General features: G+C 42.1%; 29 protein-coding genes, 1 tRNA gene and 1 pseudogene. 11 read left to right on the forward strand and 20 right to left on the reverse strand.

Translation table 11 applies throughout. The annotated features are described in order from the left end of the window. Nucleotides 1-31: 31 nt before the first annotated feature. Genes ARCPR_RS00065 through trxA form a run of 3 tightly spaced genes read right to left on the reverse strand, consistent with a single transcriptional unit; the run spans nucleotide 32 to nucleotide 2,038 of the window. Entirely contained in the window at nucleotides 32-976 is a 945-nt protein-coding gene (locus ARCPR_RS00065) for an Lrp/AsnC family transcriptional regulator (RefSeq protein WP_012939428.1), read from the reverse strand. Further along, the gene (locus ARCPR_RS00070; protein WP_012939429.1) at nucleotides 954-1,649 is read right to left on the reverse strand and encodes a precorrin-2 dehydrogenase/sirohydrochlorin ferrochelatase family protein; all 696 of its coding nucleotides are present in this window, start codon (nucleotides 1,647-1,649) and stop codon (nucleotides 954-956) included. The genes ARCPR_RS00065 and ARCPR_RS00070 overlap by 23 nt, the downstream gene beginning before the upstream one ends. Continuing rightward, nucleotides 1,646-2,038, reverse strand: a complete 393-nt coding sequence (gene trxA / locus ARCPR_RS00075; protein ID WP_012939430.1) for a thioredoxin — start codon at nucleotides 2,036-2,038, stop codon at nucleotides 1,646-1,648. The genes ARCPR_RS00070 and trxA overlap by 4 nt, the downstream gene beginning before the upstream one ends. A gap of 41 nt (nucleotides 2,039-2,079) precedes the next feature. Between trxA and rnhB the strand changes: the two genes are divergently transcribed. Continuing rightward, a complete protein-coding gene (rnhB, locus tag ARCPR_RS00080) occupies nucleotides 2,080-2,751 on the forward strand; it encodes a ribonuclease HII (RefSeq protein WP_245526137.1) in 672 nt (223 codons plus the stop codon). Nucleotides 2,752-2,789: 38 nt separating this feature from the next. Beyond that, a tRNA-Arg gene (locus tag ARCPR_RS00085) sits at nucleotides 2,790-2,864 on the forward strand. A gap of 3 nt (nucleotides 2,865-2,867) precedes the next feature. Here ARCPR_RS00085 and ARCPR_RS00090 read toward each other — a convergent pair. From ARCPR_RS00090 to hisF, 3 genes are read right to left on the reverse strand one after another with little or no spacing between them, the layout of a single operon-like run. Next, on the reverse strand, nucleotides 2,868-4,013 hold the full coding sequence (locus ARCPR_RS00090) for a nicotinate phosphoribosyltransferase (RefSeq protein WP_012939432.1): 1,146 nt from the start codon (nucleotides 4,011-4,013) through the stop codon (nucleotides 2,868-2,870). Then, a complete protein-coding gene (locus ARCPR_RS00095) occupies nucleotides 4,010-4,300 on the reverse strand; it encodes a MazG nucleotide pyrophosphohydrolase domain-containing protein (RefSeq protein ID WP_012939433.1) in 291 nt (96 codons plus the stop codon). Before ARCPR_RS00095 ends, ARCPR_RS00090 begins: the two co-directional genes overlap by 4 nt. 1 nt (nucleotide 4,301) lies before the next feature. After that, entirely contained in the window at nucleotides 4,302-5,117 is an 816-nt protein-coding gene (hisF, locus tag ARCPR_RS00100; protein ID WP_012939434.1) for an imidazole glycerol phosphate synthase subunit HisF, read from the reverse strand. 171 nt (nucleotides 5,118-5,288) lie between these two features. On the opposite strand from hisF, the gene ARCPR_RS00105 reads away from it, so the two are divergent. Then, nucleotides 5,289-5,945 carry an HFX_2341 family transcriptional regulator domain-containing protein gene (locus tag ARCPR_RS00105; RefSeq protein WP_012939435.1) on the forward strand — a complete coding sequence of 219 codons (657 nt, stop codon included), beginning with the start codon at nucleotides 5,289-5,291 and terminating at the stop codon, nucleotides 5,943-5,945. A 20-nt stretch (nucleotides 5,946-5,965) separates the two neighbouring features. Here the strand turns inward: ARCPR_RS00105 and ARCPR_RS00110 are convergent, their stop codons facing one another. Continuing rightward, nucleotides 5,966-6,568: an RNase P subunit p30 family protein gene (locus ARCPR_RS00110; protein WP_012939436.1), complete on the reverse strand. Its 603-nt coding sequence runs from the start codon at nucleotides 6,566-6,568 to the stop codon at nucleotides 5,966-5,968. Next, nucleotides 6,565-7,002 (reverse strand): RNA-binding domain-containing protein, encoded by a 438-nt coding sequence (locus ARCPR_RS00115; protein ID WP_012939437.1) that lies wholly within the window; start codon nucleotides 7,000-7,002, stop codon nucleotides 6,565-6,567. The genes ARCPR_RS00110 and ARCPR_RS00115 overlap by 4 nt, the downstream gene beginning before the upstream one ends. 38 nt (nucleotides 7,003-7,040) lie before the next feature. Here ARCPR_RS00115 and ARCPR_RS00120 point away from each other — a divergent pair, with 38 nt between their 5' ends. Continuing rightward, nucleotides 7,041-7,541 carry a hypothetical protein gene (locus ARCPR_RS00120; RefSeq protein ID WP_012939438.1) on the forward strand — a complete coding sequence of 167 codons (501 nt, stop codon included), beginning with the start codon at nucleotides 7,041-7,043 and terminating at the stop codon, nucleotides 7,539-7,541. Here the strand turns inward: ARCPR_RS00120 and ARCPR_RS00125 are convergent. Beyond that, nucleotides 7,530-7,808, reverse strand: a complete 279-nt coding sequence (locus tag ARCPR_RS00125) for a MazG nucleotide pyrophosphohydrolase domain-containing protein (protein ID WP_012939439.1) — start codon at nucleotides 7,806-7,808, stop codon at nucleotides 7,530-7,532. The two genes, ARCPR_RS00120 and ARCPR_RS00125, sit on opposite strands and share 12 nt — an antisense overlap. A 39-nt stretch (nucleotides 7,809-7,847) precedes the next feature. Between ARCPR_RS00125 and ARCPR_RS00130 the strand changes: the two genes are divergently transcribed. Genes ARCPR_RS00130 through ARCPR_RS00145 form a run of 4 tightly spaced genes read left to right on the forward strand, consistent with a single transcriptional unit; the run spans nucleotide 7,848 to nucleotide 11,880 of the window. Beyond that, nucleotides 7,848-9,272, forward strand: a complete 1,425-nt coding sequence (locus ARCPR_RS00130) for a DHH family phosphoesterase (RefSeq protein WP_012939440.1) — start codon at nucleotides 7,848-7,850, stop codon at nucleotides 9,270-9,272. A 30-nt stretch (nucleotides 9,273-9,302) separates the two neighbouring features. Continuing rightward, on the forward strand, nucleotides 9,303-9,485 hold the full coding sequence (locus tag ARCPR_RS00135) for a hypothetical protein (protein ID WP_012939441.1): 183 nt from the start codon (nucleotides 9,303-9,305) through the stop codon (nucleotides 9,483-9,485). Continuing rightward, a complete protein-coding gene (locus tag ARCPR_RS00140) occupies nucleotides 9,475-9,684 on the forward strand; it encodes a MoaD/ThiS family protein (protein ID WP_012939442.1) in 210 nt (69 codons plus the stop codon). The genes ARCPR_RS00135 and ARCPR_RS00140 overlap by 11 nt, the downstream gene beginning before the upstream one ends. 39 nt (nucleotides 9,685-9,723) lie before the next feature. Further along, nucleotides 9,724-11,880, forward strand: coding sequence for a PKD domain-containing protein (locus ARCPR_RS00145; RefSeq protein WP_012939443.1), 2,157 nt, complete (start codon nucleotides 9,724-9,726; stop codon nucleotides 11,878-11,880). Here the strand turns inward: ARCPR_RS00145 and ARCPR_RS00150 are convergent. After that, entirely contained in the window at nucleotides 11,867-12,889 is a 1,023-nt protein-coding gene (locus ARCPR_RS00150; protein ID WP_012939444.1) for an mRNA surveillance protein pelota, read from the reverse strand. The genes ARCPR_RS00145 and ARCPR_RS00150 overlap by 14 nt on opposite strands. Before the next feature lie 107 nt (nucleotides 12,890-12,996). On the opposite strand from ARCPR_RS00150, the pseudogene ARCPR_RS00155 reads away from it, so the two are divergent. Next, nucleotides 12,997-13,585 (forward strand): annotated as a pseudogene (locus ARCPR_RS00155) (TIGR00266 family protein). A gap of 10 nt (nucleotides 13,586-13,595) precedes the next feature. Here ARCPR_RS00155 and ARCPR_RS00160 read toward each other — a convergent pair. Next, entirely contained in the window at nucleotides 13,596-14,252 is a 657-nt protein-coding gene (locus tag ARCPR_RS00160) for a protein-L-isoaspartate O-methyltransferase (protein ID WP_012939445.1), read from the reverse strand. A 47-nt stretch (nucleotides 14,253-14,299) separates the two neighbouring features. Here ARCPR_RS00160 and ARCPR_RS00165 point away from each other — a divergent pair, with 47 nt between their 5' ends. Further along, on the forward strand, nucleotides 14,300-15,154 hold the full coding sequence (locus ARCPR_RS00165; RefSeq protein WP_012939446.1) for a shikimate kinase: 855 nt from the start codon (nucleotides 14,300-14,302) through the stop codon (nucleotides 15,152-15,154). A 231-nt stretch (nucleotides 15,155-15,385) separates the two neighbouring features. Here ARCPR_RS00165 and ARCPR_RS00170 read toward each other — a convergent pair whose 3' ends face one another. Then, the gene (locus ARCPR_RS00170) at nucleotides 15,386-15,769 is read right to left on the reverse strand and encodes a TlpA family protein disulfide reductase (protein ID WP_012939448.1); all 384 of its coding nucleotides are present in this window, start codon (nucleotides 15,767-15,769) and stop codon (nucleotides 15,386-15,388) included. 69 nt (nucleotides 15,770-15,838) lie between these two features. On the opposite strand from ARCPR_RS00170, the gene ARCPR_RS00175 reads away from it, so the two are divergent. Next, nucleotides 15,839-16,513 carry a metal-dependent hydrolase gene (locus tag ARCPR_RS00175; protein ID WP_012939449.1) on the forward strand — a complete coding sequence of 225 codons (675 nt, stop codon included), beginning with the start codon at nucleotides 15,839-15,841 and terminating at the stop codon, nucleotides 16,511-16,513. On the opposite strand, the gene ARCPR_RS00180 is transcribed toward ARCPR_RS00175, so the two are convergent. The 8 genes from ARCPR_RS00180 to ARCPR_RS00215 all read right to left on the reverse strand — a co-directional run bounded on the left by ARCPR_RS00180 (nucleotide 16,514) and on the right by ARCPR_RS00215 (nucleotide 25,747). Beyond that, on the reverse strand, nucleotides 16,514-18,028 hold the full coding sequence (locus ARCPR_RS00180; RefSeq protein ID WP_012939450.1) for an acetyl-CoA carboxylase biotin carboxylase subunit: 1,515 nt from the start codon (nucleotides 18,026-18,028) through the stop codon (nucleotides 16,514-16,516). It abuts the gene before it with no gap. Nucleotides 18,029-18,051: 23 nt separating this feature from the next. Beyond that, entirely contained in the window at nucleotides 18,052-18,546 is a 495-nt protein-coding gene (gene scpB, locus ARCPR_RS00185; protein ID WP_012939451.1) for an SMC-Scp complex subunit ScpB, read from the reverse strand. After that, a complete protein-coding gene (locus ARCPR_RS00190; protein ID WP_012939452.1) occupies nucleotides 18,530-19,141 on the reverse strand; it encodes a segregation/condensation protein A in 612 nt (203 codons plus the stop codon). The genes scpB and ARCPR_RS00190 overlap by 17 nt, the downstream gene beginning before the upstream one ends. Nucleotides 19,142-19,149: 8 nt before the next feature. Next, nucleotides 19,150-22,557, reverse strand: coding sequence for a chromosome segregation protein SMC (smc, locus tag ARCPR_RS00195; protein ID WP_012939453.1), 3,408 nt, complete (start codon nucleotides 22,555-22,557; stop codon nucleotides 19,150-19,152). Between the two features lies 1 nt (nucleotide 22,558). After that, a complete protein-coding gene (locus tag ARCPR_RS00200; RefSeq protein ID WP_012939454.1) occupies nucleotides 22,559-22,921 on the reverse strand; it encodes a hypothetical protein in 363 nt (120 codons plus the stop codon). A 90-nt stretch (nucleotides 22,922-23,011) separates the two neighbouring features. Further along, entirely contained in the window at nucleotides 23,012-23,977 is a 966-nt protein-coding gene (locus tag ARCPR_RS00205) for a methionine synthase (protein ID WP_012939455.1), read from the reverse strand. Beyond that, a complete protein-coding gene (locus ARCPR_RS00210; RefSeq protein WP_012939456.1) occupies nucleotides 23,974-24,921 on the reverse strand; it encodes a hypothetical protein in 948 nt (315 codons plus the stop codon). The genes ARCPR_RS00205 and ARCPR_RS00210 overlap by 4 nt, the downstream gene beginning before the upstream one ends. A 4-nt stretch (nucleotides 24,922-24,925) precedes the next feature. Beyond that, a complete protein-coding gene (locus ARCPR_RS00215) occupies nucleotides 24,926-25,747 on the reverse strand; it encodes a translation initiation factor IF-2 subunit alpha (RefSeq protein WP_012939457.1) in 822 nt (273 codons plus the stop codon). Nucleotides 25,748-25,769 lie beyond the last annotated feature (22 nt).

Below are 25,769 nucleotides of genomic sequence, written 5' to 3' on the forward strand. Positions count from 1 at the left end.
AATTGATCCTGTAAGATATAAATTTAACGAATTAATCCTTCAAGTTTGCGACACTGTAAAGTGTTAAAATCTCGACACCCAATTCTTCGGAAACTTCTCTCTTAAAATCCTCTATTTTTTCCCTTTCGCTGGCATGAACCATGAAGTAAATAGGATACTTCCAATTTTCTGGCACACCTCTCTCAACCAAGTGCGTTATCTGTGGATACTTCAGAAGTTTTCTTGCGATTTTTTCAGGTTCATCTGTCCTTACGAGATTCATACCGTTCTCTTTAAAACCAATAGCCCTTTCCCTCAAAACTCCGTAAAAATCTCTAAAAACTCCCTTTTTTATCATTTCTTTTATTATATCTACAACCTCAGTTTCGGAGTATCCTTCAAACTTAAAGGGTCTTTCCAGTATCGGTATGTTCTGTAATCTTATGATCAGATCTATCAGGTCTCTGTCTTCGACAGTCTCAGGATCTCTTTCAACCCCGTAACTCCAAGATATGCCCTTGTAAAGGTCGTACTTAACACTCATCTTGTAAACTCTCTTACTCGGCAAGATCAAGTAATCTTTAACATCGCAAGCCTTTGCAACTCTCTCTACCTCTTCAAAAATTTTCTCCAAGCTTTCTCCTTTGACAGTGAACCACACCTTATACCTTTCATGATCTCTCAGGTAATTGTGCTTCAGATTTATGTCTGGAAAGCTTTCATTTATAACCCTTGCAATCCTCTGAACATCATTGTCCTTGCATGCAAAAGCGACAAGACATGCTACCTTTATGAATCCTATAGCCTTGTAGTTTAGATTAGCTCCAACTCTCTTTATTATTCCAATCTTTTTGAAATTTGAGAGTTTAGAAATTACAGAGTCTGGATCCAAATCCAGTCTGTAAGCCAGATCGGTGTATGGAGTCTCGCTTATGGGGAAGTTGTATTGCAACTCCATTAGAAGCTCCAAGTCTTCAGAACTCAATTCCCTTGACATTTAACTCCCTCTTCCCACTTACATATTCATCAACAAGCTTTTCAGCCCATTTCTTGGCAGATTCGACATCTCCTTCTTTAACGAGTTTTCTAAACTGCTCGTCATCACTTACGGCGAAATAAAGTTTCATTCTAAGCTGTATGGGTATGTTTCTAGATTTCATATACTTCTTCAAGTGATCCATAGCCTTTAGGAAGAAAACGACATCTTCGTCCTCCTCTAGAGCTTTCAGAAAGAGATCTTTCACCCTTCTCGCAACTATACCACTCTTGCCTTCAGTCGTCACTGCGAACCTTATCCCCTCAAATTCACCTTCGAAGGGAATGACTACTTCAGTCTTCTTTGCATCGTTAGCAAGGTTTACGAGTGTTTTGTACTTCTTCGCAAGCTCCACAATTGTGTCGTTGAGATCCGTGAAAGGTAATGCAACAACTACCAGATTTGATTTCTCTATCAATCTCTCAAGCCTTTCAAGGTCTCTAACATCCCCTTTTACCAGTTCCACTTTCCCTTCTCTCTGCAACTCCTTCAGCTCATCGCTGAATTCCAGACTCAGCACCTTTACGTTTGCGCCAGCATTGAGAAATTTCTTTGCTCTGAAAGTTCCAACTCCTCCTCCCCCTATTACCAGAACGTTCTTTCCCTCGAACTCAACGTATATTGGGACTCTCATAGATACTTTTCAATCCATCTCTTTAGTTCAGACTTTGGATAGGCCCCGACTATCATGCTGACAGCCTTACCTTTCTTAAAGAATATCAGCGTTGGAATTGCAGATATTCCGTACTGCATTGCAATCGTTCTGTCTTCATCGATATTGAGCTTACCAAACGCTACCTTACCGGCGTACTCCTTTGCGAGTTCATCTATTATTGGAGAAATGAGCTTGCAAGGTCCACACCATTCAGCCCAAAAATCTACAACAACGTTCTCGTTCTCCTCTATGAACTTTTTGAAGTTTGTTGAATCTAACTTTACCGGTTTCCCAACCATCCTGTCACCCCTTATCTTTTTTGCTAACTTTTCCAACTTTTTTCTTCTAATCTCCTCTATATCGTCCATGCTCTCGTAAAGACTTTTTACTGTAGAATTTTAAGTTTGTGGTGTATTGCCAAAATGGAAAAATCGATGGTGTTGATATGATTGCTGGGATAGACGAAGCTGGAAAAGGACCTGTAATAGGCCCTCTTGTAATATGCGGAGTACTGTGCGATGAAGAGACCGTAGAATACTTGAAGAGCGTAGGCGTTAAAGATTCAAAGAAGCTGGATAGGAGGAAGAGAGAGGAACTTTACAATATCATAAAATCGCTTTGCAAGGTTAAGGTATTGAAAATATCTGTCGAGGATTTGAACAGGTTAATGGAATACATGAGTATAAATGAAATCTTGAAGAGAGCTTACGTTGAAATAATAAGGTCTTTGATGCCTAAAGTTGTGTACATAGACTGTCCAGATATTAATGTGGAGAGATTTAAGCACGAAATAGAGGAGAGAACGGGAGTGGAGGTATTTGCGAGCCATAAAGCGGACGAGATATATCCAATAGTATCTATAGCTTCGATAGTCGCAAAAGTTGAAAGGGATTTTGAAATAGACAAGCTGAAGAAGATTTATGGAGACTTTGGGAGTGGATATCCATCAGATCTAAGAACCATCGAATTTTTAAGGAGTTATCTAAGGGAACACAAAAGTTTTCCACCAATCGTAAGAAAGAGATGGAAAACTCTCAAAAGATTGACAACGCACACTTTAAGCGATTTCTTTGAAGTTTAGCAGAAGGTTTATATTTCGTAAAATCCTCCCAACTTAAAGGACCCGTAGCCTAGCTTGGACAGGGCGTGGGCCTCCTAAGCCCAAGGTCGCGGGTTCAAATCCCGCCGGGTCCGCTTCTATTCGTTTAAAAATCTATCTTCAATTCCCAGCTCCCTTATTATTTCAATTTGCTTAAGCACCAACTCCCTTGCCTCGTGCATGTTAAACGTTTTCAGTATCTTTCCGTTTTCCATGACCTTCTGAATGAGCGGTTCTCCTTCACCCTTCTCGTTGAAGAGCTTAATCTCATCTCTCAACTCATCCCAAATCCTGTAAACCTGCTTCATTCCACCCCTCTTGCCTCTCTTCGCAACGAACTTACCCTCCCTTTCAACTATGTCCATGGCAAAATCTATTGGCTTTGCTCCAGCTATCGCAGTTCCCACTCCGAAAGCATCAACTAAATCCCTCAGCTCCATAACGTCTCTCAAGCTCAATCCGCCACTGACGACTATTTTCACATCTCTCTTTCCCCTTATATCCAGTTCCCACCTGACCTCCTCGACAATCTTTCTCATGTTTCCCCTTCTGGATGAAGGAGTATCCAATCTGACTCCGTCAACCCTATCAACATTTTCAACAGCCAAAATCGCTTCGGTTTTCTCGTCGTAATAAGTATCGACGAGCATGACTCTTGGAATACTTTTATCCACAACCTCATCGTACGCTCTCCAAGCCTCAACTTGATTTCCGAAGCAGATTATGAGTGCATGGGGCATCGTCCCAATACTTTCAATTCCCAAGTACTTTTCTGCAGAAACGTTGCTGACTCCATCAACTCCACCTATGTATGCCGATCTCTCTATTACTGCTGAGATGGCCGGATGCATTCTCCTAGTTCCGAAGGAAAGTATCCTTTTCCCACCACTCGCCAATTTGAACTTGAAGGCTTCCGTTGCTACGGCTGAGGGATGGCATATGAATCCCAAAATTGCGGTCTCAAACCTCGCAAAATCCAAATACCTTCCAACAATCGTTATCACTGGCTCGTGCGGGAAGAATAAACAGCCCTCTGGCATCGCATAGACATCAACTGGCTTTCCCTCCAAGAGCTTCAGAACGTCGTTGATCCCTACAAATATTCCCCAACTAGATGTTGTAATCTCTGCAACAACTTTTGGATTCACTCCCTTAGCCTTTAGAACCTGCTCCGTCCATAGAAAGTACTTGTCGGTAGTAAGCCCGTGCTTTATATCCTCCTCTTCAACTATTAGAAATCTCATCTTTCATCACACTCGCACGGAATTCTACCACATTTTATACATCTTCCGGGATATTTTTCTTTGACTGCACTCTCCAAATCGACATCATACAGATTTGCTAAACTAACGAGCCAAGCGAAGACGTCTGCCATCTCTTCCCTTATTGAGTTGAGATCGTTTTTTCTTACAGCTTCGGCCAACTCACCAATTTCTTCAACTAACCAGAGCATAGTCTTCTCCTTTCCTCTCTTCAAATCCCTTTCGTAGTAGAGCTCCTTTATGAGTTTCTGAAAGTCTCCTATCCTCAACTTACCACCTCACTGGAATGCCCCTCTCTGCCAGATACTCCTTTACCTCCGCTATAGAAATTTCTCTGTAGTGGAATATCGAAGCTGCTAAACAAGCATCAGCTTTCCCCTCAACAAATCCCTCATAAAAGTGTTCCGGCTTCCCAGCACCACCGGAAGCTATCACTGGAATATTTACGGCTTCACTTATCGCCCTCGTTATGGGTATGTCGTAACCGAGCTTCGTTCCATCTCTATTCATTGAAGTTAGAAGTATTTCTCCTGCCCCGAGCTCCTCAACTTTTTTTGCCCAACTTATAGCATCAATTCCAGTTGGCTTTCTCCCACCGTAGATAACTACCTCATACCAAGCTTTTCTGCCGTCTTCAAGTGTCACTACGTTCTCACCTTTACTCAAATCGAAGTTCCTTCTGCAGTCGATGGCTATAACTATGCACTGGCTACCAAAGATTTCGCTCGCCTCTCTAACAAGCTCTGGATTCTTAACGGCGGATGTGTTTATCGTAACTTTATCGGCACCAGCTGAAAGTATAGCGTTAATATCATCAATACTCCTTATACCTCCTCCAACCGTAAAAGGTATGAATACTTGTTCAGCTGTTCTTTCAATAACATCGATCATCATCCTCCTACCTTCTGGCGATGCGGTTATATCAAGAAAAACAAGTTCATCTGCTCCCTCTTCATCGTACCTTTTGGCCAGCTCCACAGGATCGCCAGCCTCTCTTAAATTGACAAACTCAACACCTTTAACAACCATAGCTCCTTTCTCGTTGAGTGTGACATCTAAGCAAGGTATTATCCTTTTGGCAAGCATAGCTCAAAATCCGTAAAACTTATTTAAACACTTCCGCATAGGTACGCAACTAAATATGGCACTTCAAATTTTCAAATTACTCCATCATTTACATTAACTTAGATGAATTTCTCATCAACAATTTCTGAACTTATAGAAAATTTTATTAACAGACTACGGAAGGTTCATTGTATGAAGACGGTTCATCTGATACCCCTTGGTAAGAGATGTGAAATAATATTGGAAAGTGTGAGAATGAGCGGTAAGCCCATTCAAAAGGCTTACCTGATAGTTAGTAGGGATGGTAATTGCTTAAAGGAAGTTGAAAACGCTCTAAAGAATTTCATTGAAGTTGAAGTTGTTAAGCTCAGTAATGATGTCTACGAAGCGGCTATAGAACTACTGAAAATTATAAAGAGAGAGCTGGATGAAGGGAACGACGTCTACATTAACTTGTCAGATGCTCCTAAGGAGCTCTGCATAGCTGGGCTTATATCAGCGCAGATATCAAGGTCTAAGGTATACATGGCGATTACATCGAACGGAAAGGTTGAGAAAGTAATAGATCTGAAAGTGCCACCCATAAAGAGCTTGGGAGAAGATAAGATTGCATTGATAAAAGCTTTGGAAGAGAACGGAGGTGAAGTAGAATCCATAAACAGGCTAATAGAGATAATAGAGGGCAAGACCGATGATCAAAAGAAGTACATGGCTCAGAGAGCCAGAATGAGCTACCATCTAAAGGGATTGGAGACGGATGGATTGATAGAGATGAAACGAGAGGGCAAGAACGTTCGAATAAGGTTGACTCCTCTGGGAAAGGCCTATGCTATAATGCTTCTACAGTGATTTTTTATTCTCTTTTACCGTTAGGGATCGTCACCAACTATTTCGAGTCCATCCATTATGTAGTTTGGATCGGTATACCTTCTAACCAGTCTTCTTATCCAGTACTCGGCTCTTTCAACATCTGCACCTAGGTATTCAAAGAATTCGATTATCTGTCTCTTCGGTCTCAATTCATAGAAGTCGTTCGCGCCTGAAGTTAGGACGAAAGGAGTATCAAACTTCTTTATAATTTTGAGAGTTTCTATGACTTCTTCAAAAAGTTGGGATCTCTCAAACCCCTTACACCTCAGAAACTTGGAAAAGGATACTTCTATAGCGACATCCTTTTCCTTTGCGATTTTAATCAGACTGTAATCGAGCTCTCTACCATCGAAGTCGAGTATTAAATCTACCCTCCACCTCATCACAGCATACTTTAAAACCTTAAGATTTCCAACAACACCTACGAACCAATCTCTCTTTGCCCTCCTCAACTTCTGCAAAAGCTCCTTGGGGCTATCGGCTCTTATGAGGTATCCCTTCAAAAAATCTCCTTTCAAATCATCTGGATTCTCGCTAAACACAACAAAGTTGTCGTAATCGTATTTGATTTCTGGACAGAACCTGACAAAATCCACATTCATTTGTACCCCTTCTCCAAAATCTCTCTAGCAAATTCGATTATTTTCTCCTTCTTAGCTGGGTACGTGACTAGTTTAGCTTTAACGACTATCGCATCTCCCTTATCCGTAACGTATATTTCACCTAGGTAAGCCTTCTGCTTGTCAAACCTTATGTACAGCTGTCCCTGATCATCTATTCTCTCTTCAAGCGTATTTATTATGTACTCCTTCTGATCACCCAAAAGCTTGATCAGGTTGTTCCAGAACTCCTTTATCTGTTTTTTCTTCGTTATTTCGACTTCTAAGTACTCTATGGGATTTCCGAAGTGACCTGTTGCAGGAACTCTTACAATTTCAAATTCGAACGGAAACAAAGTAGCCATTGCCATGGCAACCTTTTCCCTATCTTCCGTACTGTAAACTACTGCTGAAACTAGTATTCTTTCAATCTTCACAACGAATCGTTTTAAATTCGATTTAAAACATTTCTTTAATGAGGGTTGGACTTGTCAACGCTCTACTGCTCGCTGGAATCTCTTTAACTGTCGTTGCAGCTTACGAGTGTAGGACTTTATCCAATCCCTTAAGGCTAATCGCTTTAACGGTATGCTGGTTTGCTATGATCTACTTCCCTCACTGCCTAGCCCACTACATTGTCGGAAGATTTTTGGGCGTGGAATTTAGCCATTATACGATATCGAAATCTATGCTGTCTAAGGTGGGAATACCTATAATTTCAAAGCTGTTTTCTGCTAGGATTTTTCTAACACTCAGGATAAAGAAGAGAGCTGGAAAGAGGGCAATGTTTGCAATGTTCTTAGCTGGACCTTTGGCATCAATGCTCTGTCCTTTAGTAGTCGTTTACATCGCATATTCGTACGATAGAGTTTCGGCAACCTTACTGGCCATTCTGACTATTTTCAACATCTTATTTGCAGGATACTTTAGCTGTAAGCACGGTTGCATAAGAAAGGCCTTGAACTCACTCCGGTAGATCCCACCTTCCGCTTGGGTCACCCTTTATGTACTTCTCGACCAATCTTGATTCGATGTCGACGTTGAAGTAGTTTGCCAAGCTTAGGACCATGAATAAGACATCTGTCAATTCCTCCTCAATGGCTTTGACATCTCTCTTTCTAACAGCCTCAGCCAATTCGCCAACCTCTTCAAAGAGTACAGCGAGCAAGAATAGCTCACCAGACCTCGCATCGATCTCGTAATACTTCTCCTTTATAGCTTTTCTCACCTCTTTTAAGTCCATAGGTTAGCTTTAAATATCTTTTATTTACCCTTTTCTGAGATGGAAGAGAAATTCAGTCACGAATACATAGTCATAGGTTGTGGTGCGACCGGGTTTAGCGTTGTCAAAGAACTCGTTAGGAAGGGAAAGAAAGTTTTGGCAATAGACATATCAAAGGAAAGGGTCGAAGTTCTCAGAGATGAAAATTACGATGCAATTGTTGGTGACGCTACCGACGAATCTCTCTATCAAGACATAGATTTTAGCAAAGTTTCGATAGTTATGGTACTGACATCCGATACCGAGGCTAACAAGAGGGCTGTTGAAATAGTGAGAAGTATAAGCAAAGATGTCTTTATAATTGCAAGATCGCAGAGTTCAAAGACTAAAGAGGAACTGGAGCAAGCTGGAGCAGATTTCGTCGTTGTTCCTAGTGAAGCTATGAAAACTATCGTCTTGGAAGTTATAAGGAAGGCTGACACCTACAGAAAGTTGAAGTTGCTGGCAAAGGTTATAGAAAGCTGTAGGGGGAGATTGGGAATATTCACACACGACAATCCGGATCCCGATGCAATTTCATCCGCTTTAGCTTTGAAGGAGATAGCGAGGTATTACGGAGTAGAGGCTGACATACTCTACTACGGAGACATAATGCATCAGGAAAACAGAGCAATGGTCAACCTTCTAGAAATAGAGATGCTTAAGGCTGACGAAGTGGATTTGAGCATTTACGATAAGTTTGCGATTGTTGATTGTTCAAAGCCGGGAGTTAACAACTCCATACCTCAAAACATCCATATAAGCATCGTAATAGATCATCACCCAGCTGAAGATGTTATGGCGGATTTCGTGGACATAAGGACTGATGTTGGTGCATGCGCAACCATTCTGACCGAATACCTCAAGGAGATGAGGATAACACCGAGCAGAACCTTGGCTACTGCTCTCTTCTTTGGAATAAAAACTGAAACAAACAACTTTAAGAAAAATACAAGAACTGCCGATTTCTTAGCCGCAGCATTCCTCTATCCGTTCGTAGATCACGAACTCATAGAGAAGATGGAGGGCCCCGCAATTTCAACAGAAACTCTTGACGTTTTGGCTACCGCTATAAAGAACAGACAAGTCTATTCGAGCTTTTTAATATCTTTCGCCGGATATATAACTAACCGTGATGTCTTGCCGCAAGCGGCAGACTTCCTTCTTAGGCTGGAAGGAATATCCACAGTTTTAGTTTTCGGAATTCTCAAGGATAAGGTCTACATATCCGCTAGAAATAAGGACGTTAGAATAAACATTGGTGAAGTTTTGAAGAGAGCCTTTGGCGATGTGGGTAGTGCTGGTGGGCATGCTCACTCTGGTGGTGCACAAATACCATTAGGAATATTTGGAGAGGTTACGGATAGAGATGCACTTGCCAAGCTCGTTACAGAGGCCATAAAGAAGAGGTTTTTAAACGCCTTGGGAGTTGAGGTAAAGGAGTAAGTTTATTAACATTCAAAACTAGGAAAATCTATGAGAACTTTTGACTGGAAGTCCTGGAAGAACAAGGGGCTAGAAAAGGAGAAGCTGAAGGAAGAGAAGGAGCTTAAGGACGAACTCGAAGGACTCAAAGAAGATGCTAAGCACCCAGAGACTGATCTGGAGAAGGTTGCGAATGAGGTTTTGAAGGAGGATGAAGAAGAGCATGAAGGTTAAAATCAAATTTTTAGGTGGTTTTGACAAGACCGAGGAGGAGGTTGAGGTAGAGAAGGGGAAAAGATATTCAGACTTGCTCAAGATGTTGGGCATAAATCCCGAAACCGTTGTAGTAGTTAGAAATGGTAAGCCAGTTCCCGTAGACGACTTCGTTGAAGAAGGAGAAATCGTTGTAATGAGAGTTATATCGGGCGGTTAGTCTGGCAATTTTTTTATAGGTCTCTCGCAATTTCAGAGCGTGGACAGTAAAGGTGTTACACCTCTCATAGGATTTATACTGCTGTTGCTTATAGGTATGGTTTTCCTTTCCTTAGTTCAAACTAAGCTTGTCCCCTCTATCTTGAAAGACGTCGAAATGAAGCACATGAACAAGGTGATTGAAGAGATTTACGAGTTTGATAGAGATGTAATCAAAGGTGAAGAAGGTATAGTTAGTTTCGATTTGGGTGTTGAATATCCGAATTATCTTTTTCTAATGACTCCCACAACAGGTGCCAGTTCAATTTCGATTGAACAGATGACAATCAATGTGAGTGGTGAAATTAGGATCGATGATAGAGTCATCAATAAACTCTCATATAACACGAACAGAATCACAGTGGGGCTCAATTACTTTGCAAATCCAAATTACAAGATTATTTACGAGAATACGGCAATATTCAAAATGTTTGATCACACGATAATGGTTTCTGGGGAGCAGAAGATGTTTTGTAGAAGGTATGTGAACATCTACATGATTAATACAAGCTTTAGTTCTATCTCTTCAAACAGGCCCACAAGTGTTGTAATCGTTCCAATATCTGTTCCAAAAGATGTCGGTGGGGCTTGGATCTCCAATGCAAATCTGACATTTAAATCTGTTTACCCTGAGTATTGGAATAGCACTCTGAAAGGTTTGAATTACAGCGTGGATGTAAACGAAAGCAATGGAACTATCAGTGCGACGCTGAAAAATGTAACCCTAAGAGTATACTATCTTTACGTGATGACTGGCGTAGGTCTCTCCGCCGAGCAGGTTGAAGAAGCTTATAGAAGCTTGAGGAGTGAAACATTACATCCAAGTTACGTGGTTAGACTAAACCCAAGCGAAATTACTCTAAGCCAAGGAGAGAGCATTGTTTTGGGCGTTAGAGTTTTGGATCAGTATTTCAATCCTATGGGTAATGTTAACTTGAGCGTGAGTGCAAGTGGAGGGAGTGTGAATCCTCAAAATGCATTTACGAATGAGAGGGGCGAAGCTTACTTTACATTCACTGCTAGTAATGCTGGTACTGCTACCGTGAAGATAGAATGCGTAGAGAACAAATCTGTTAGCGTCACTTACACAATTAAAGTAACTCCTGTTGGATCTGCTCCATGTCCGTATTCAATCAAATGGAATGTTAACAGCTACGATTGGAATGTGAGTTTGGAAGGAAACACGAAATCTTTCTTCTTGCACGCCGAATATGAAAACAGTCCTCTAATCGGAGCAAATATAGATTTATCTAAGAACTCTACAATAGTTGCGATACCCGATAGCGTTACGACAAACGAAAGCGGAGACGCGGAGGTGTCAATTACAGCTAACGACAACGGCTCTGTAGCAGTGGTAGCATCGTACAGCTGTGCATACGCCATTTTGCATTTAAACATATACGGATTTGGAATAAACGAGCAACCCGTAGCGATTTTCACATACACTCCCTCATATCCAGCTGTTGGTGAAGTAATTACCTTTGATGCTTCTTCAAGCTACGATCCAGATGGTGTTATAGTTGAATACAGATGGGACTTTGGTGATGGCAACGCTGTAACAACTACTTCTCCTACTGTAACGCACACCTACAGCAATTGGGGGGCATACAAAGTGACTCTAACTGTTGTGGACAACGGATCTCTTGTTAATTCAACGTCGGTGTGGATATGGGTTGGTGATTTGATATACAACAACGATGCTTTAGCGTTGGATGGGCCAGACAGTCCTTGGCCGAGGCGGGATAGGGCGGGTGGAGTAGAGTTTACAATTACAAACAGATTTAACACAACAGTTGAAATAGATTATATATATATTGAACCTCAAAGTGCACAGATTACCACATTAAGTGACGAGGTATTTCCTAACAATCAACCAAGATATTGTGAAGTGTATGTAGATGCAAGTATACCTAGTTATGTAGATTACTATGGTGGAACGTCTTTACCAGTTAAGGTCGATTTAGGTGTTAGTGGAGATGAGAACAGTGGCACAGATGCATATATGAATGCAGATTCAACAGCCAAGATATATCTATACGAATTTTATAATCGGCATGGTGGGAATATAGATATGTCGGGAGAAACTATCTATATCGAAATAGGGTACAGTGCGAACGGTGAGCACAAGGTTAAGTCGTTCACGATCACACCTCAATAGAAAACCTAAGCAAAGCTCCAATCCCTCCCAAGCTCATCAGCATCTTTCCTGGCTCGAACTCCGAACTGACGATAACAACCTTACCTCCCAAGCTCTCCACATCCCTCAGAAAGTTATCTATGTCCCACCTCTCCCTTTCTTCCCTCAAAAACTCGTCAACCACAAGCAAGACTTCGATAGCTCCGTATTCGTATGCCTTCTTCACTTCATCAAGTCCGTAAGCAACCCTATCACCTTTAGCAATACCTTCAAGCAACCTTTCAACGTATTCCGCTTCCTCCTTTAACCTGATTTCCCTCCCAATTCTGTCGAGAACACCCCTCTTGAGAACTTCTATAAATCCTCTAACGCCTATGCTCGATGCATCGCACGTTAAAATTTTCCACTCTGGCTTTTTCTCCTTTAAAAACTCCGCAAAGTCCTCCTTAGTAAAGCCGGGTCCAGCAATAACCAAGTAGTTGAATTCCAAATTCTCAAGCTGTCTCATGATCTCGTGGAAGAATTCTATCCTCTCACTGCTATCCTTTCCGTAACTCTTTCTAACGTTGAATATCTCCTCAACCCCCCACTCCCTCACAACACCAACAACAGCCTCTCCCTCCTCAATCGTGACGATTGCTACCTCTGGCTTTTTTTGCGTAGCCTCTCTAAGCCTTTTCAACTGCTCTTCCTTCCACTCCTCTTTGATTATGCTGAGCTCCTTGCCTACGGTAATGCTTAGGGTGTGGTATCCTGAGTCCTCAACTCCCCCCACAATCCTCCCAGTAATCCTTAACCTGTTCGCAAACCTATGAAACTCGACCTTCTCAACTTCAACCCCCAATCTAACAGTAACCTTCTCCTTATCACTCCTAAGCTTATCTCCGCTTTCTCTGATCCTCTTGGTCCAAGAGTAGACTACATCCTTAGGCTCGATGATGTATTTGAGATGCCATAGATCATCCAAGCTTTCTGGGATGACCTTTATCTCCCCCTTTCTTCCCTTCAAAGACTCTTCAACAATCCTCACTCCCGAAGCTAAGACAAAGGGTTAAAATAGTTTGATGAAAATTCGTAGTATGAGAATTTGAGATCCTTTCCAAGCCGAGTTACAGCTTCCTCGAGCTTAAGCTGAATATGGGGGAAGTTCTTGCCGAAACTGGCGCAATGATATACATGAGGGGAGTAAAGCTTAAAACCGAAGCTAAGGGTAGTTTTTTAGGTGGATTGAAGAGGATTATAGCCGGAGAAAGCTTTTTCGTCAACAGATTTGTTGCCGTTGAAAGCGATGCTGTTGTCGGGTTGGCTCCTTCCTACCAAGGTGATATAATCCACATTCCTTTGAACGGTGTCGTTTACGCTCAGAGTGGTGCTTTTTAGCCTCAACACCCAACGTTGATATCGATGCAAAGTGGGGAAAAGCGAGGAGCTTCTTTGCTGGAGAGGGGTTGATACTCCTGAAAATTAGTGGTAGCGGTGACCTCTTCCTTTCATCCTTTGGTGGGATTGTTGAGATGCATGTGAAGATCGGTTTGTGGTAGATACTGGGCACATCGTTGCTTTTGAAGACGGCTTAGACTTTAACGTTAGGAAAGTTGGAGGTCTGAAGGCAACGATTTTGAGTGGAGAGGGGTTAGTCGCTGAGTTTAGAGGTGAAGGAAGGCTATGGATTCAGACAAGATCGATAAGCGATTTTCGTCGGCTGGCTTTCGTCTTTACTTCCTAAAAGGGATTGATCATTCCCATTCTTTAAACCCGTACTCGCCAACGAGCGGTACAAACCTTACGGGTCCCCAAACTCTTTTGTGAATCTTTCCACTCTCATCTTTATCAACTACGTAGAGATGCTGCTCATATCTGCCTATTGGAATAACCATCCTCCCTCCCGGCTTCAACTGCTCGATGAGAGGTTTTGGAATGTCTGGTGCGGATGCGGTAACGTATATTTTATCGTAGGGAGCTTCCTCAGGGTAACCCTTAGTTCCATCGCCAACGACTATCTTGACGTTGTCGTAACCTAAGAGCCTCAAAACCTCCTTAGCTCTTTCAGCGAGCTCGGGAATTCTTTCTATTGCAATAACTTTCCCCTTCTTTCCAACAATCTCCGCAACGACTGCAGCGTGATACCCACTTCCGCCTCCTACTTCCAAAACCTTCTCTCCCTCTTTGAGATCGAGCAGATCGCACATTATCGCAACCATGTGAGGAGCACTTATAGTCTGTCCGAATCCTATTGGAAGGGGAGTATCGACGTAAGCTTCCCTCTCGTAAGCCTTGGGAACGAAGAGGTGACGGGGAACCTTCAACATAGCCTTTGCAACTTTGTCGCTTATTCCCAACTCCTCCTTTAGCCTCTCAACCATCCTTCTCCTTTTCTCCTCAAAAGGATCCATAAAAGTCATTAGGACAAAGTCTTAATAACTCTAATCCCATTCCCATCGTGAAGGCCCAAGCCTACTCAGCGGGAACTATAATCAACGCCCTAGCTACGGGCTACGGCTGTGCCTTCGGCTTGGATTTAAAGCTGAAGGTTAGAGTTGATTTCGAAGTAAACGATAACGTTGTGGTTGAGAACGGAATTGAACGAAGGAGTATAGTTCTCGATACCGTATTAAATCACTTCGGACTCAATGCAGTTGTTGAAGTTGAGAGCGAGATACCGAAGGGGAGTGGATTGGGTAGCAGTTCAGCCTTTTTGAATGCACTGCTGTTGGCAGTTTATAAGTATATCTCGAAATCCCTCAATGCTGGAGATATTCTCAGGCTAAATGCTAAGCTCTCTCTTGAATGCGGTATAAGCTACACTGGAGCCTTTGACGATGCTTCGGCATCTCTATTGGGAGGAATAGTATTAACGGACAACACGAGTATGCAAATGCTCAGATGGGAGTTTAAGAGAGCTAAAGCTGTGATTCTCATTCCAGAGTTCGGAAGAGGTAGGATAGACTTAAATGAGATTAGGAGGGACTTAACTCTTGTCAGAAAAGCCTTAAAGTTTGCAAGAAGGGGAGATTACAAGAGTGCTATGTATTACAACACCCTGCACTACTGCAAAGCGATAGGCTATCCTATTGAGGTCGTGGAGATCGTAAAGGATTCCAACTGCTGTTGCGGTCTCTCTGGAAACGGACCTTGTTTTGTTGCTTTTGGTGATGTAAAGGAAGTTAAGAAAGTTTGGGAGGCTTACGGAAATGTAATCGAAACGAAGATAGTCAACGAACCTTGCGATGATATCGTGATAACGCACGATCTGTTTTCGTACTCAGAACTGCAGTCAAGGCAATCAGATGAATGAATGTGCAGTAAAGGCAGAAACCCTCAAATAATTCTCTTATAACAAAGTATGCAATTCCTAAGAGCCCTGCCAAAGCCCAAATTTGCAAACCCCTTTCTTTTAATATTAAGCCAATCAGGAACCAAGCTAAGCCCAAAGAGTAGTTGAATGGATCGCAGTGATCCAAGCAGATTCCAACGTATTCAGTCAGATAAAGTAGGTATCCACATACAACCAACCCCACCGCACAGATCACTTTCCGCAGCATGCTAAACTCCTAATTAAGTTCTCAAGTCCTATTATATCTCTATCTCCCGCGAGAGCGGTTGTTACATTCCCAGCATGTACCACAACCGTTGGCACACCGATTACGTAGTAGGCGTAGGTGTAGCAAGCTTTGGAAATGTTCTTATCGGAAACGTTGCAGTAGATGAATTTCACATCCTTGTATTTCTCTCTAAGCTTGTCTATGTACGGCTTTACCTTCTCGCAATGCGGGCATGTAGGAGAGTAGTAGAAGTAGACTTCGATATTGGAGTAATTACAGGCCTTACTTCCAGTTTCTAATGCGGACTTCTGAGAACAGCCCAACAATGCAATTGTCAGGACTAAGAGTAGTGCAATTAGCTTTTTCATAAAAGGTACTCACATTTCGAAATAAAACGTTTGCGAAAGTTTTTTACTCGATGAATTCTACGATTTACCATGAAGATAACTTGGCTCGGACATGCGTGCTTTCTGCTTGAAGGAACGAAGAAGATCATAATCGATCCCTTCCTAACGGGAAACCCCACAGCCCCAGTAAAGCCAGAGGAGATTGATGTGGATCTTATACTCGTAACTCACGGACACGGAGATCACTTAGGCGATGCTGAAGCCATTTCTAAGAGATGCAAGGCTCCTATAGTTGCAGTTTACGAGCTTGCGGTTTATCTGGCTAAGAGGGGTTGCGAGACCATAGGGATGAACATCGGTGGGACTCTCGACTACGAAGGCGTTAAGGTGAGCATGGTTAACGCCGTGCATTCAGCTGATATAGTGGGAAATGAAATCGTGAGTGGTGGAAAGGCCGTGGGTTACGTGGTTGAAGATGGTGTTTCAGTTTATCATGCTGGCGATACGGATGTTTTCATGGATATGCAACTGATTGGAGAGATATACAAGCCGAAGGTGGCACTTTTGCCAATAGGTGGATTTTACACCATGTCACCGAAAACCGCTTTGAAAGCCATCGAGTTGCTCAAACCCGAAATAGTTGTTCCCATGCACTACAACACTTTCCCTCCGATAAAGCAGGATCCTGAGGAGTTTAAGAGAGAAGCGGAGAAATTGGGAGTTAAGGTGGTAATTCTCAAGCCGGGAGAAAGTTTTGAAGTTTAATTATTTAACGTTTTCAAGCCTTGCGTGCATCTTCCAAGTGCTGATCCTTGGCTCCTCATACCTCTGATACTCTGCAAGAGCTAAAGCTACGGCTATGTCCTCCTCCTTAATTTCTTCCCTGAAAACCTCATCGAGCCTCTTCATTATCGGATGATACTTAACCATGTATGTTCTGACCTCCTCCCTTATGTCCTGCTCGTCCACAAACTTCGTATGCGTTTCTCCTCTCACAAAGGCATCGTTGTGCATCACCGCTAAGTGGAAGGGTATGTTAGTCTCAACTCCAACTATTACGTACTCCCAAAGAGCCCTCCTCATCCTGTATATAGCTTCAAGTCTGTTCTCTCCCCAGACGCAGAGTTTCGAGATCATCGGATCGTACTCCTTCGGAATGACGTAACCCATGTGAACACCGCTGTCAACCCTAACGCCAATACCACCGGGACTCCTGTAATGGACAATCCTACCGCTCCTCGGCAGGAACTCTATCGGATCTTCGGCGTTTATTCTACACTCTATTGCATGTCCCCTCATTACAACATCCTCCTGATCGTGATAAAGCTCTTCTCCATAAGCGATCTTTATCTGATATTTCACTATGTCTATCCCCGTTACGAGTTCGGTGATCGTGTGCTCAACCTGCAGACGGGTATTCATCTCGAGGAAGTAGAACTTCCCGTCCTGATAAAGGAATTCCATAGTTCCGGCGTTAGTGTATCCGATATACTTGGTACCCTTTACAACCAACTTTCCCATCTCCTCCCTAGTCTCATCATCAACTGCGGGAGAAGGACACTCCTCTATCAACTTCTGATGCCTCCTCTGAATACTGCACTCCCTCTCCCCCAAATGAATGACGTTTCCATGCTCATCTGCCAACACTTGGAACTCTATGTGTCTGGGTTTCGGTAGATACTTCTCTATGTAGACGGTCGCATCTCCAAAGTACTTTTCTCCCAATTTCTTCGACTTGTAAAAAGCCTGTTCAAGTTCATCTTCGCTGTTGACTATCGTGATACCTATACCTCCTCCACCGCCAGAAGCCTTAATCGCCACTGGATAACCTATCTTTTCAGCCCATTTGAAGGCGGAATCTACATCCTCCAAAGCTGGAGAACCGGGAACCACAGGTAATCCTGCTTCCTGCATCAACTTTCTTGCCATGACCTTAGAACCCATCTTTGCGATGACATCCGAGCTTGGACCTATGAAAACTATCCCTTCCTCCTCACACCTCTTTGCAAACTCGGGATTCTCGGCTAAGAATCCGTAACCGGGATGTATTGCATCGACATCCGCCTTTTTAGCAACCTCTATGATTCGATCTATGTTTAGGTAGCTTTCTCTGGCATCTGCCTTACCTATGTAGTAACTCTCATCCGCGTAAAGTCTGTGCAAAGCCCTTCTATCAGCAGAACTGTACACTGCAACAGTCCTTATGCCGAGTTCTCTACACGCTCTCATCACCCTTATAGCAATCTCTCCCCTGTTTGCAACGAGAACCTTTTCGAACATTTGCTTTGAGAGAACTTGAGAGTTTATAAATTTAAACTTTCTAATCTCCTTCTCAAAACATCTTTAATCTCGTCGATACTACTCACATTCAAGCCGAAGTACTTTATGAAAGCCTCGGTAGTTGTTAAAATCTTTGTTCTTCCTTTCTTCTCGGACTTAACCAAGCCAAGCTCTTCCAACCTCTTGACCTGCTCGTAGCATCTGTTTCCTCTCATTTTCGCAAGCTTCGAGAGCTCTATCGGCTGATTTACTGCTATTATTGCGAGAGTTCTTAGGGTTGATCTATCTAAGTCTCTCTCCCCAGAAACGAGATGCTGATACTTCGGCTTGACTCTCATGAGTACCCTGTTTCCAAGCCTTATTATCTCCAAGGCTGTGGATCTACTTTCATAGTCCTTTATCAGCTCATTAACAGCTTCCTCCACATCCTCAACTTTCGTTCTCAAAATCTTGGCTATATCTCTAACATCTACGGGCTCTGGGGATGAGAACAAAATTGCTTCAATCTCCTCTTTCATTCAAGATCACCCTTATATCCTCGTACGGCTTTTCCTGCTCAACTTTCAACTTTTTCCTGTATGCGAGATGGAGTATCGATATGTAGTACGTCACCTTCTTGGGCTTATCGAAACCTCTCACGAGATTTAGAAAAGATATCTCTTTCATTCCAAGACTCAGAAGACTCTTGTAAACCTCTACAATTTTCTCCTCCACATCCTCCTCATGTGGAACATTTTCAAAGCTTACAATTCTTTTCTCAACTCTCTTTCTCTTTGCTCTTCTTTCCTTTAGCCTTTCAATCCTTCTAAGCTCACGAACAAGCTCATCCAACGTCGTGTACCTCTTAACCTTTCTCCTGACAATGGGGATATCTATTCTTACATCATTGAATAAATCAACATTATTTAAATCAGAATTGAAATCGAGTTCGTAATCTTCATCCTCCTCACCGTAAATCTCGTTCAGCAAGACCTCTGACTTCATTCTGAGTAGGATCGATGCATACAGTATTATCCTCCCAGAAACCCTTAGATCCTCTATCTTCTGGAGAAATTTGTCGGTTAGATCAACTATGTCTATATTCCAAGGGTCTATCTCACCCTTCTTCGCCATGTCAACTATTATCTCAATTGGATCGCGGTCACTATCGATTCCTCCTCACCTCCCCTCGTAACCCCAATCACGTGGTCTGCCTCTTGAAGCATTGGCTTTCTCAGAGAGACAACTATGAACTGTGCATCCTTTGAAAGCTTCTTTATCATCTTTGCCAACCTTCCAACGTTCACGCCGTCCAAGAACATATCCACCTCATCGAAAGCGTAGAAAGGAGCGGGCTTGTACCTTTGTATTGCAAATATGAAGGCTAAGGTCAGCAAACTCTTCTCTCCTCCACTCATAGCTTCCAACCTTTGAATGGGCTTTCCGAAAGGCTTGAACCTGATATGTAATCCACTCTGGAACGGATCATCTTTATCCAAGTATATCTCACCCTCACCATCGGCCAACTCTTTCACTATCTCCTTGAATTTCTCGTTTATGGAGTTAAAAGTGGATAGGAAAGCCTCTTTCTTCATCTTCTCAATTCTTTTTATCTTCTCAATGATCTCTTTCCTTTCCCTCTCAAGCGTTTTCTTCTTTTCAATCAGTTCGTCCAATCTCTTCTTAACATCCTCGTACTCTTGAATAGCTTTCATATTGATTTCGCCGAAACTCTTCAACTCCTCTTCAACTTGCAGAAGCTTCCTCTCAACGTATTCTAGAGATGGGAGATCCTTCGGAATCTCGATGTCGTAAGATTCAAGAGTTTTCTCAACATCAGCCAGTTTTTCCTTCAAATCTTTAATACGCTCCTCCAAGAGCTTTTCAGCAAGCGTCTTCTGAGATTTCTCCTTTTCGAGCTTGTCTATCTCCTTTAGGAGTTCGTCCCTCTTTTCCCTGAGATCTCCAACCTCCTTGTTAATTCTCCTTTCTTCCTCTCTTAAACTCTCCAAACGCCTTTCAAGCTCCAAAATCTTAGCTTTAGCATCCTCGATACCGTTCAATCTCTCCGTAATCTTCTTTTCCAAGTCATTCAGGCTTGACTTGTATTCTTCTATCGCTTTAATTAGCTGTTCTCTCTTAGCAACTAAACTGCTCTGCTTTGATGAAAGAACTGATTTGAGATCTTTCAACCTTTCTATCTCTCCTCTAATTTCTTCAATTTTTGTATTTAATTTAACGATCCTGTCATCCTTCAACTTCGACTCTAACTCTTTAACTTCTCTTTCGATGCATCTGATATTTTCCTCTATTTTGTTTATTTCCTCCTCAACTTCCAAAGCTTTCGAGTTCAGAATTTCGGCTTCTCTTCTCTTTTCTTTTAATTTCTCTTCGATATCTTTCAAAAGTTTGCTAAACTCATCAACCTTAGCTCCGCTTGTTGATATCTTACTCTTGAGGCTCGTAATGTCTTCATTCAACTTTTCAATTCTTTTCTCCAAATCCTTTCTTTCAAGCTCAACTTCCGAAAGTTTTGACTCAAGCTCTGACCTACTTCTCTTTAGATTCTCGATATCTTCTCTCAATCTTCTCTCTCTGTCAAACAAACCCAGAGTCGCTTTCTTTTTGATTGATCCACCAGTTATTACACCGCTCTTCTCTATTAGATCTCCGTCAAGGGTAACTACTCTGAACTTGTTCATGAATTTCTTTGCCGTATCAATATCTTCAACTACGAGTGCATCCTTGTAAACGAGCTCAAAGACTTTCCTGAACTTTCTATCGCACTCGATAAGATTGACTGCGTAATCTATTACTCCTTCAACACTTAAAACGGATTTGTCGAGATTTAGACTGATGTTAATCCTGTTAAGGGGTATGAAGCTTGCTCTCCCTCCATCAACGTCCTTTAAATACTTGACAGCCCTTATAGCCTTGTCCTCGTCTTCAACAACTATGAAGTTTAAGGCGTTTCCTCCAGCAATTTCCAGAGCTAGAGCGTATTTTTCATCAACACTGCAAAGCTGTGAAACAGTTCCGTATATTCCTTCAAGCTTGCCCTCCTCTTTAGCTTTCAAAACAACTTCAACAGCTCTTGGCTTTTGAATTGCCGATACCTTAGCAAGCTCGATCTCCTTTTCCCTTATCTCCTTATCGATCTTGGCAATCTCATCTCTCAGCTTGAATATCTCTCCATCAATCTCGAACAACTTTAGCTTCAACTTGTCCATTTCATTCTTAAGAATAGCTAAATTCCTTTCATCTTCAGCAATCTCATCGAAAATTCTGCTTAGATCAATCTTCTCTCTGCTTAACTCCATATCATCTATTTCCATTCCAATTCTTCTCAGCCCTTCCAGTATTTTTTCTCTCTCCTTCAGAAGAGAAGTTCTCTTTTCTTTAAGCTCGTTCAACAAATTCAACTTACTCTCTAACTCCTCTCTTTGAGCTCTGAATCTTGATGTAATCTCATCGTATTTAATTTTCAATGCGTTTAGATAGCTAATCTTCTCATTCAGAATGTTCTCAAGACTCTCCATTTTGACATCTATATCTCTGAGTTCCTCGTTAATTCTCTTTATCTCCTCCTCAGCCCTTTGAAGGGATATTAGAGTCTTCTCTTTTTCCCTGTTCAAATCTTCTACTTCAGAACTGAATAGACTTATCAACTTTTTAAGCCCGCTAATCTCGTTGCTTACAACGTTTATCTCTTCGTTTATCCTTTTCAGTCTACTGTCTTTGAATGATTCAATTCTATCAACTATCTCCTTAACTTCTTCATTCAGATTAACGAGTCTGGAGTTTATATCCGTAATAGCCTTCAAAATTTGGTCTCTCTCCTCATTTAGCTCTTCCAACCTCTTTCTCAAACTGTTTGCCGTATTAACCAGCCTGAGGTACTCGTGAATTCTCTTGTAATTCAGAAGTAGCTCCCTTTCCTCTACGAGATTCTTGTACTTTATAGCCTCTTCTCTCTCAACCTTTAGCTGGGATAACCTGTCATCGACCTCCTTTATTGTTATCTCTACCTTTTCTATGTTCCTCTTAACCTCCTCAAGTTCCTCAAGTGCCTTCTCCTTTTTTTCCTCGAACTCCGAAATTCCAGCTATATCTTCGATTATTTTCCTTCTCTGAATTGGTGTCATCTCTGCAACTCTCGTAACGTCTCCCTGCATGACGATGTTGTACTCTGTGTTTAGCCCGAGCTTTTCAATTAGCCTTTCGATGTCAGAGTAACTAACACTCTTACCGTTTATGTAGTAATAGCTGTAATAGCCTTTGTCTGTCTTCTTCACTCTTCTCCTAACTATATATCCGTCAAGTTCTATCGTAACTTCTGCCTCTTTCTGCCCGTGCTTTATTAGATCAGTTAGCTTGTCCGCTCTGAGTGTTTTTGAAGAACTTATGCCAAAACAAAAGAGTATGGAGTCGATTATGTTGGATTTACCGCTACCGTTGGGTCCTGTTATCACTGTAAAGTTGTCTCTGAACTCTATTTCGGCTTTTTTGAATGATTTAAAGTTTCTAAGCTTTATTTTCCTTATGAACATCTCAATCAACGATTATTATCTCATCGTCATCGAGCTCGTACCGCTTTTCCTCCTTCTTTTCCGCAACCTCTATTTCTGACTCCTCCTTTTCGAGAGGTATGTCAACTATTTCAGTTTCCTTCTTCTCATACGACTTAATCTCCGACTTGATAAAGAGAACTTCGTTCATTAAAGCTTCAACGCTCTTCGATAGCTCAGCAACTTTTGCTTCGATAGCTTTGAGATCTTTCTTGAACTCCTCCCTAAGTTCATTCTTCAAATCCTCCAAGGCTTTGGAAGACAGCATTTTTCTCAACTCCTCAACCTCCTTCTCCTTTTCCGCGAGTTTCTTCTCAAGTCTTTCAAGTAGTATATCCCTCTCCATTTCATCGAAATTAATTTAGGAAGTTCATATACTTTTTCATCTTTAACGAACTACTTTCAAAATTCTCAAATAACTAAAAGACACCCATAGCTAACGCTCTAACCCCAGCTCCTTCCTAACCTCGTTAGTTGCTTGAACCATCACCTTGAGCTTCTCAAACGCAATATCCCTTGGCAGGAGCTTCAATCCACAATCTGGATCGACGTAGAGTTGATCTGGTTTAACTATTTCCAGAGCCATGTATATTGCCCTTTTAACCTCTTCAACTGTCTCGACTCTCTTACTGTGAACGTCTATGCAACCAAATCCCAAATCCTTGTCGTAGTCATATTCTTTCAGTATTGCCAAATCTTCGAAGTTTCTGTTTGCAAATTCAAAATCTATCTGATCAACTTTGAAGTCCAGAATTTCCGGAAATATCGCCCTGTAATTTCCGTAGCACATGTGCATACCTATGTAAGCTTTTACTCCCTTCACCATTATCTCAACGGCATTTTTAGCAATCTCTATCTCTTCCGGATGTGTGGGAATTGCCGGCTCGTCGATCTGGATGTAGTTCGCTCCGACCTTCACAAGCTCTCTGAACTCCTTGTTCAAAACCTCAGCCAGAGCATATACAGCTTCTTCTTTGCTCGGATAATACTCGTTGAAGCTCCAGTCAACTATTGTGTACGCTCCAGTTATTGGAACTTTGATCTCCTTGTCGGTCACACTTCTGAGGTATAGAAAATCCTTGATGGCTAGCTCGTCTCTGTATCTAAGCTCGCCGACTATCGAAGGCTTCGGGTAGTAAGCGTTACCCCAAACTCTAACCTCACCGTATATTACAAAACCGTCTATTCTCTCGGCGAAGTATGATGTCATCTCCTCTCTACGCATCTCTCCATCCCAGATTATATCGACACCAGCAATCTCATGATCCTTAACTACAGCTTTCACAGCATCCTTGTAGGCTTCATCCATCACTTTGTCATCGACTTTGCCCTCTTTATGGAGTCTGATCATCCTGAGAAGCCACTTTGGTTTTGGATAACTTCCAACTACTGTGGTTTTCATTCTACCACCCCCTTGAGCTTAGCAACCAACTGCATCTTTTCAAATGCTTTGATACGAGGTAAGAATTCCAGTCCAGTGTTTGGAGAGATGTAAACTTTCTTGAAGTTACCTTTCGAAGTTATCTCCTCGAACTTGACTTTCAACTCCTCCAAACTCTCCATCTTCGTGTTTCTTCCGTCTATCAACCCTACGTTTATCGCACTGAAGTCGTATTCCTCAACTACCTTCAAATTCTCCTCGTATCCTTCGACAAAATCCAATCCGATAACGTCGAAGCCGAAGTCTAGGACTTCTGGAAAAATTCTTTCAGCAGAATCAAAGTATGTCATGAGTATAGTTTCCATTTTGGTGTTCGTAAGCTCTTTGTAAACGTCTTTAAGAACTTCAAGCTCCGATTTCTCAGCGTAAAGCAACGCAGGTTCGTCTATCTGAATGTACTTAACACCTCTTTCTTCGAGTTCTTTAATCTCCTCCTTAATAGCCTCACAGATATCCCATAGGAAATCTTCAAACTTCGGATAGAACTCGTTCCTCGAAAGCTTCGCCACGGTGTAACAGCTCAAAACGGCCTTAATATTCTTCTCAATCTCAAAAGCTATCTCGAAGTCGTAGAGAATTTTCTTTGTCCTTTTAATCTTACTTTTCGCGATCGGTATCCTGTAGTACAGGTTGTTATCGAAATACCTAACGAGACCGTTCATTTCAAATCCTTCCAATCTTGAAGCGATCGTTAGTAGGAAGTCATGCCAGATCAGTTGTCCATCGGTGTATAGCTCGATTCCTGCTTTCTTCTGCTCGTCAATAACCTCAGCTATAGCCTTCCTTAAAACTTCTCTCTCAACTTCGACATCCAAATCCTTCTGCAAACCCTCAACCTTTCGCAAATACTCCCTGAACCACTCGGGTCTTGGGTAGTTACCAACGACAGTCGCAACAACATCCATAACATCACCCTATATGCTCCCTGACAAAATTACCCTCTCCACCTAGCCTCTTTATCGTTTTTAAGACCGTATCGACCACGGATTTCAAAGCCTTCTCGGCAACCTTATAGTCGTCAGCTTCAAGTACAATCCTGTATCTCGGTGCACCAACGTATTCAATTTCAGCTTTAATATTTGGAAACTTCTTTATCACGTCATAGGCTTTCATCAGCGCCTTCTTTATTCTTTCAACGCCATCACCAGCATAGCTCTTGAGCTCAAAGTACCCTCTCACCTTAACTCTGGGCGGTTTGATGTTTTCTCTCGCAATTTCTGCCATCTCTTTTGCAAATTCCTCTCCAACTATTTTCGCAAGAACTTCGTAGCCTTCGTAGGCACACTCAACAAAAGCCTCGTATACGCTGTCATACTCTTTAATCAATTTCTTTCCTATCTCGATAAGTTGCTCCCTACTCAACCCCAACTTTTCACCGATGATTTCAAGCCATTTAAATGCCTTGAGCTCGTTCTTCCACTCCTGCCACTTTTCCCTCTTTTGCCTTTCTGTAACGTCTTTGATCGACAAATCGATGTGTCCTCTCTTCGGATTTACGCCTAGAACCTTGCAGACGACCTTTTGTCCCTTCTTGACATGGTCCCTTATATCCTTTATCCATCCCGGTGCGACTTCGCTTATGTGAACCATTCCCTCTTTGTTCTCGTACTCATCGAGCGAAACGAATGCTCCGAAGTCCATTACTCTTGTGACAGTCCCTATTACAATTTCTCCGGGAGAAGGATAGCCGTCTCTCTTAATAATCAGCCTTTCCTCTTTCTCCTCACTCATTGAAAGATGTAAAATGGATGGA

This window comes from Archaeoglobus profundus DSM 5631 (genome assembly GCF_000025285.1).
In the GTDB taxonomy this organism is placed as follows: Archaea; Halobacteriota; Archaeoglobi; order Archaeoglobales; family Archaeoglobaceae; genus Archaeoglobus_B; species Archaeoglobus_B profundus.

Coding starts and splice junctions, on each gene's coding strand:
- ARCPR_RS00065 (WP_012939428.1), bottom strand. CDS start 976: ATGTCAAGGGAATTGAGTTCTGAAGACTTGGAGCTTCTAATGGAGTTG.
- ARCPR_RS00070 (WP_012939429.1), bottom strand. CDS start 1,649: ATGAGAGTCCCAATATACGTTGAGTTCGAGGGAAAGAACGTTCTGGTA.
- trxA (WP_012939430.1), bottom strand. CDS start 2,038: ATGGACGATATAGAGGAGATTAGAAGAAAAAAGTTGGAAAAGTTAGCA.
- ARCPR_RS00090 (WP_012939432.1), bottom strand. CDS start 4,013: ATGAGATTTCTAATAGTTGAAGAGGAGGATATAAAGCACGGGCTTACT.
- hisF (WP_012939434.1), bottom strand. CDS start 5,117: ATGCTTGCCAAAAGGATAATACCTTGCTTAGATGTCACACTCAACGAG.
- ARCPR_RS00105 (WP_012939435.1), top strand. CDS start 5,289: ATGAAGACGGTTCATCTGATACCCCTTGGTAAGAGATGTGAAATAATA.
- ARCPR_RS00110 (WP_012939436.1), bottom strand. CDS start 6,568: ATGAATGTGGATTTTGTCAGGTTCTGTCCAGAAATCAAATACGATTAC.
- ARCPR_RS00120 (WP_012939438.1), top strand. CDS start 7,041: ATGAGGGTTGGACTTGTCAACGCTCTACTGCTCGCTGGAATCTCTTTA.
- ARCPR_RS00125 (WP_012939439.1), bottom strand. CDS start 7,808: ATGGACTTAAAAGAGGTGAGAAAAGCTATAAAGGAGAAGTATTACGAG.
- ARCPR_RS00130 (WP_012939440.1), top strand. CDS start 7,848: ATGGAAGAGAAATTCAGTCACGAATACATAGTCATAGGTTGTGGTGCG.
- ARCPR_RS00135 (WP_012939441.1), top strand. CDS start 9,303: ATGAGAACTTTTGACTGGAAGTCCTGGAAGAACAAGGGGCTAGAAAAG.
- ARCPR_RS00140 (WP_012939442.1), top strand. CDS start 9,475: ATGAAGGTTAAAATCAAATTTTTAGGTGGTTTTGACAAGACCGAGGAG.
- ARCPR_RS00160 (WP_012939445.1), bottom strand. CDS start 14,252: ATGGATCCTTTTGAGGAGAAAAGGAGAAGGATGGTTGAGAGGCTAAAG.
- ARCPR_RS00170 (WP_012939448.1), bottom strand. CDS start 15,769: ATGAAAAAGCTAATTGCACTACTCTTAGTCCTGACAATTGCATTGTTG.
- ARCPR_RS00175 (WP_012939449.1), top strand. CDS start 15,839: ATGAAGATAACTTGGCTCGGACATGCGTGCTTTCTGCTTGAAGGAACG.
- ARCPR_RS00180 (WP_012939450.1), bottom strand. CDS start 18,028: ATGTTCGAAAAGGTTCTCGTTGCAAACAGGGGAGAGATTGCTATAAGG.
- scpB (WP_012939451.1), bottom strand. CDS start 18,546: ATGAAAGAGGAGATTGAAGCAATTTTGTTCTCATCCCCAGAGCCCGTA.
- ARCPR_RS00190 (WP_012939452.1), bottom strand. CDS start 19,141: ATGGCGAAGAAGGGTGAGATAGACCCTTGGAATATAGACATAGTTGAT.
- smc (WP_012939453.1), bottom strand. CDS start 22,557: ATGTTCATAAGGAAAATAAAGCTTAGAAACTTTAAATCATTCAAAAAA.
- ARCPR_RS00200 (WP_012939454.1), bottom strand. CDS start 22,921: ATGGAGAGGGATATACTACTTGAAAGACTTGAGAAGAAACTCGCGGAA.
- ARCPR_RS00205 (WP_012939455.1), bottom strand. CDS start 23,977: ATGAAAACCACAGTAGTTGGAAGTTATCCAAAACCAAAGTGGCTTCTC.
- ARCPR_RS00210 (WP_012939456.1), bottom strand. CDS start 24,921: ATGGATGTTGTTGCGACTGTCGTTGGTAACTACCCAAGACCCGAGTGG.
- ARCPR_RS00215 (WP_012939457.1), bottom strand. CDS start 25,747: ATGAGTGAGGAGAAAGAGGAAAGGCTGATTATTAAGAGAGACGGCTAT.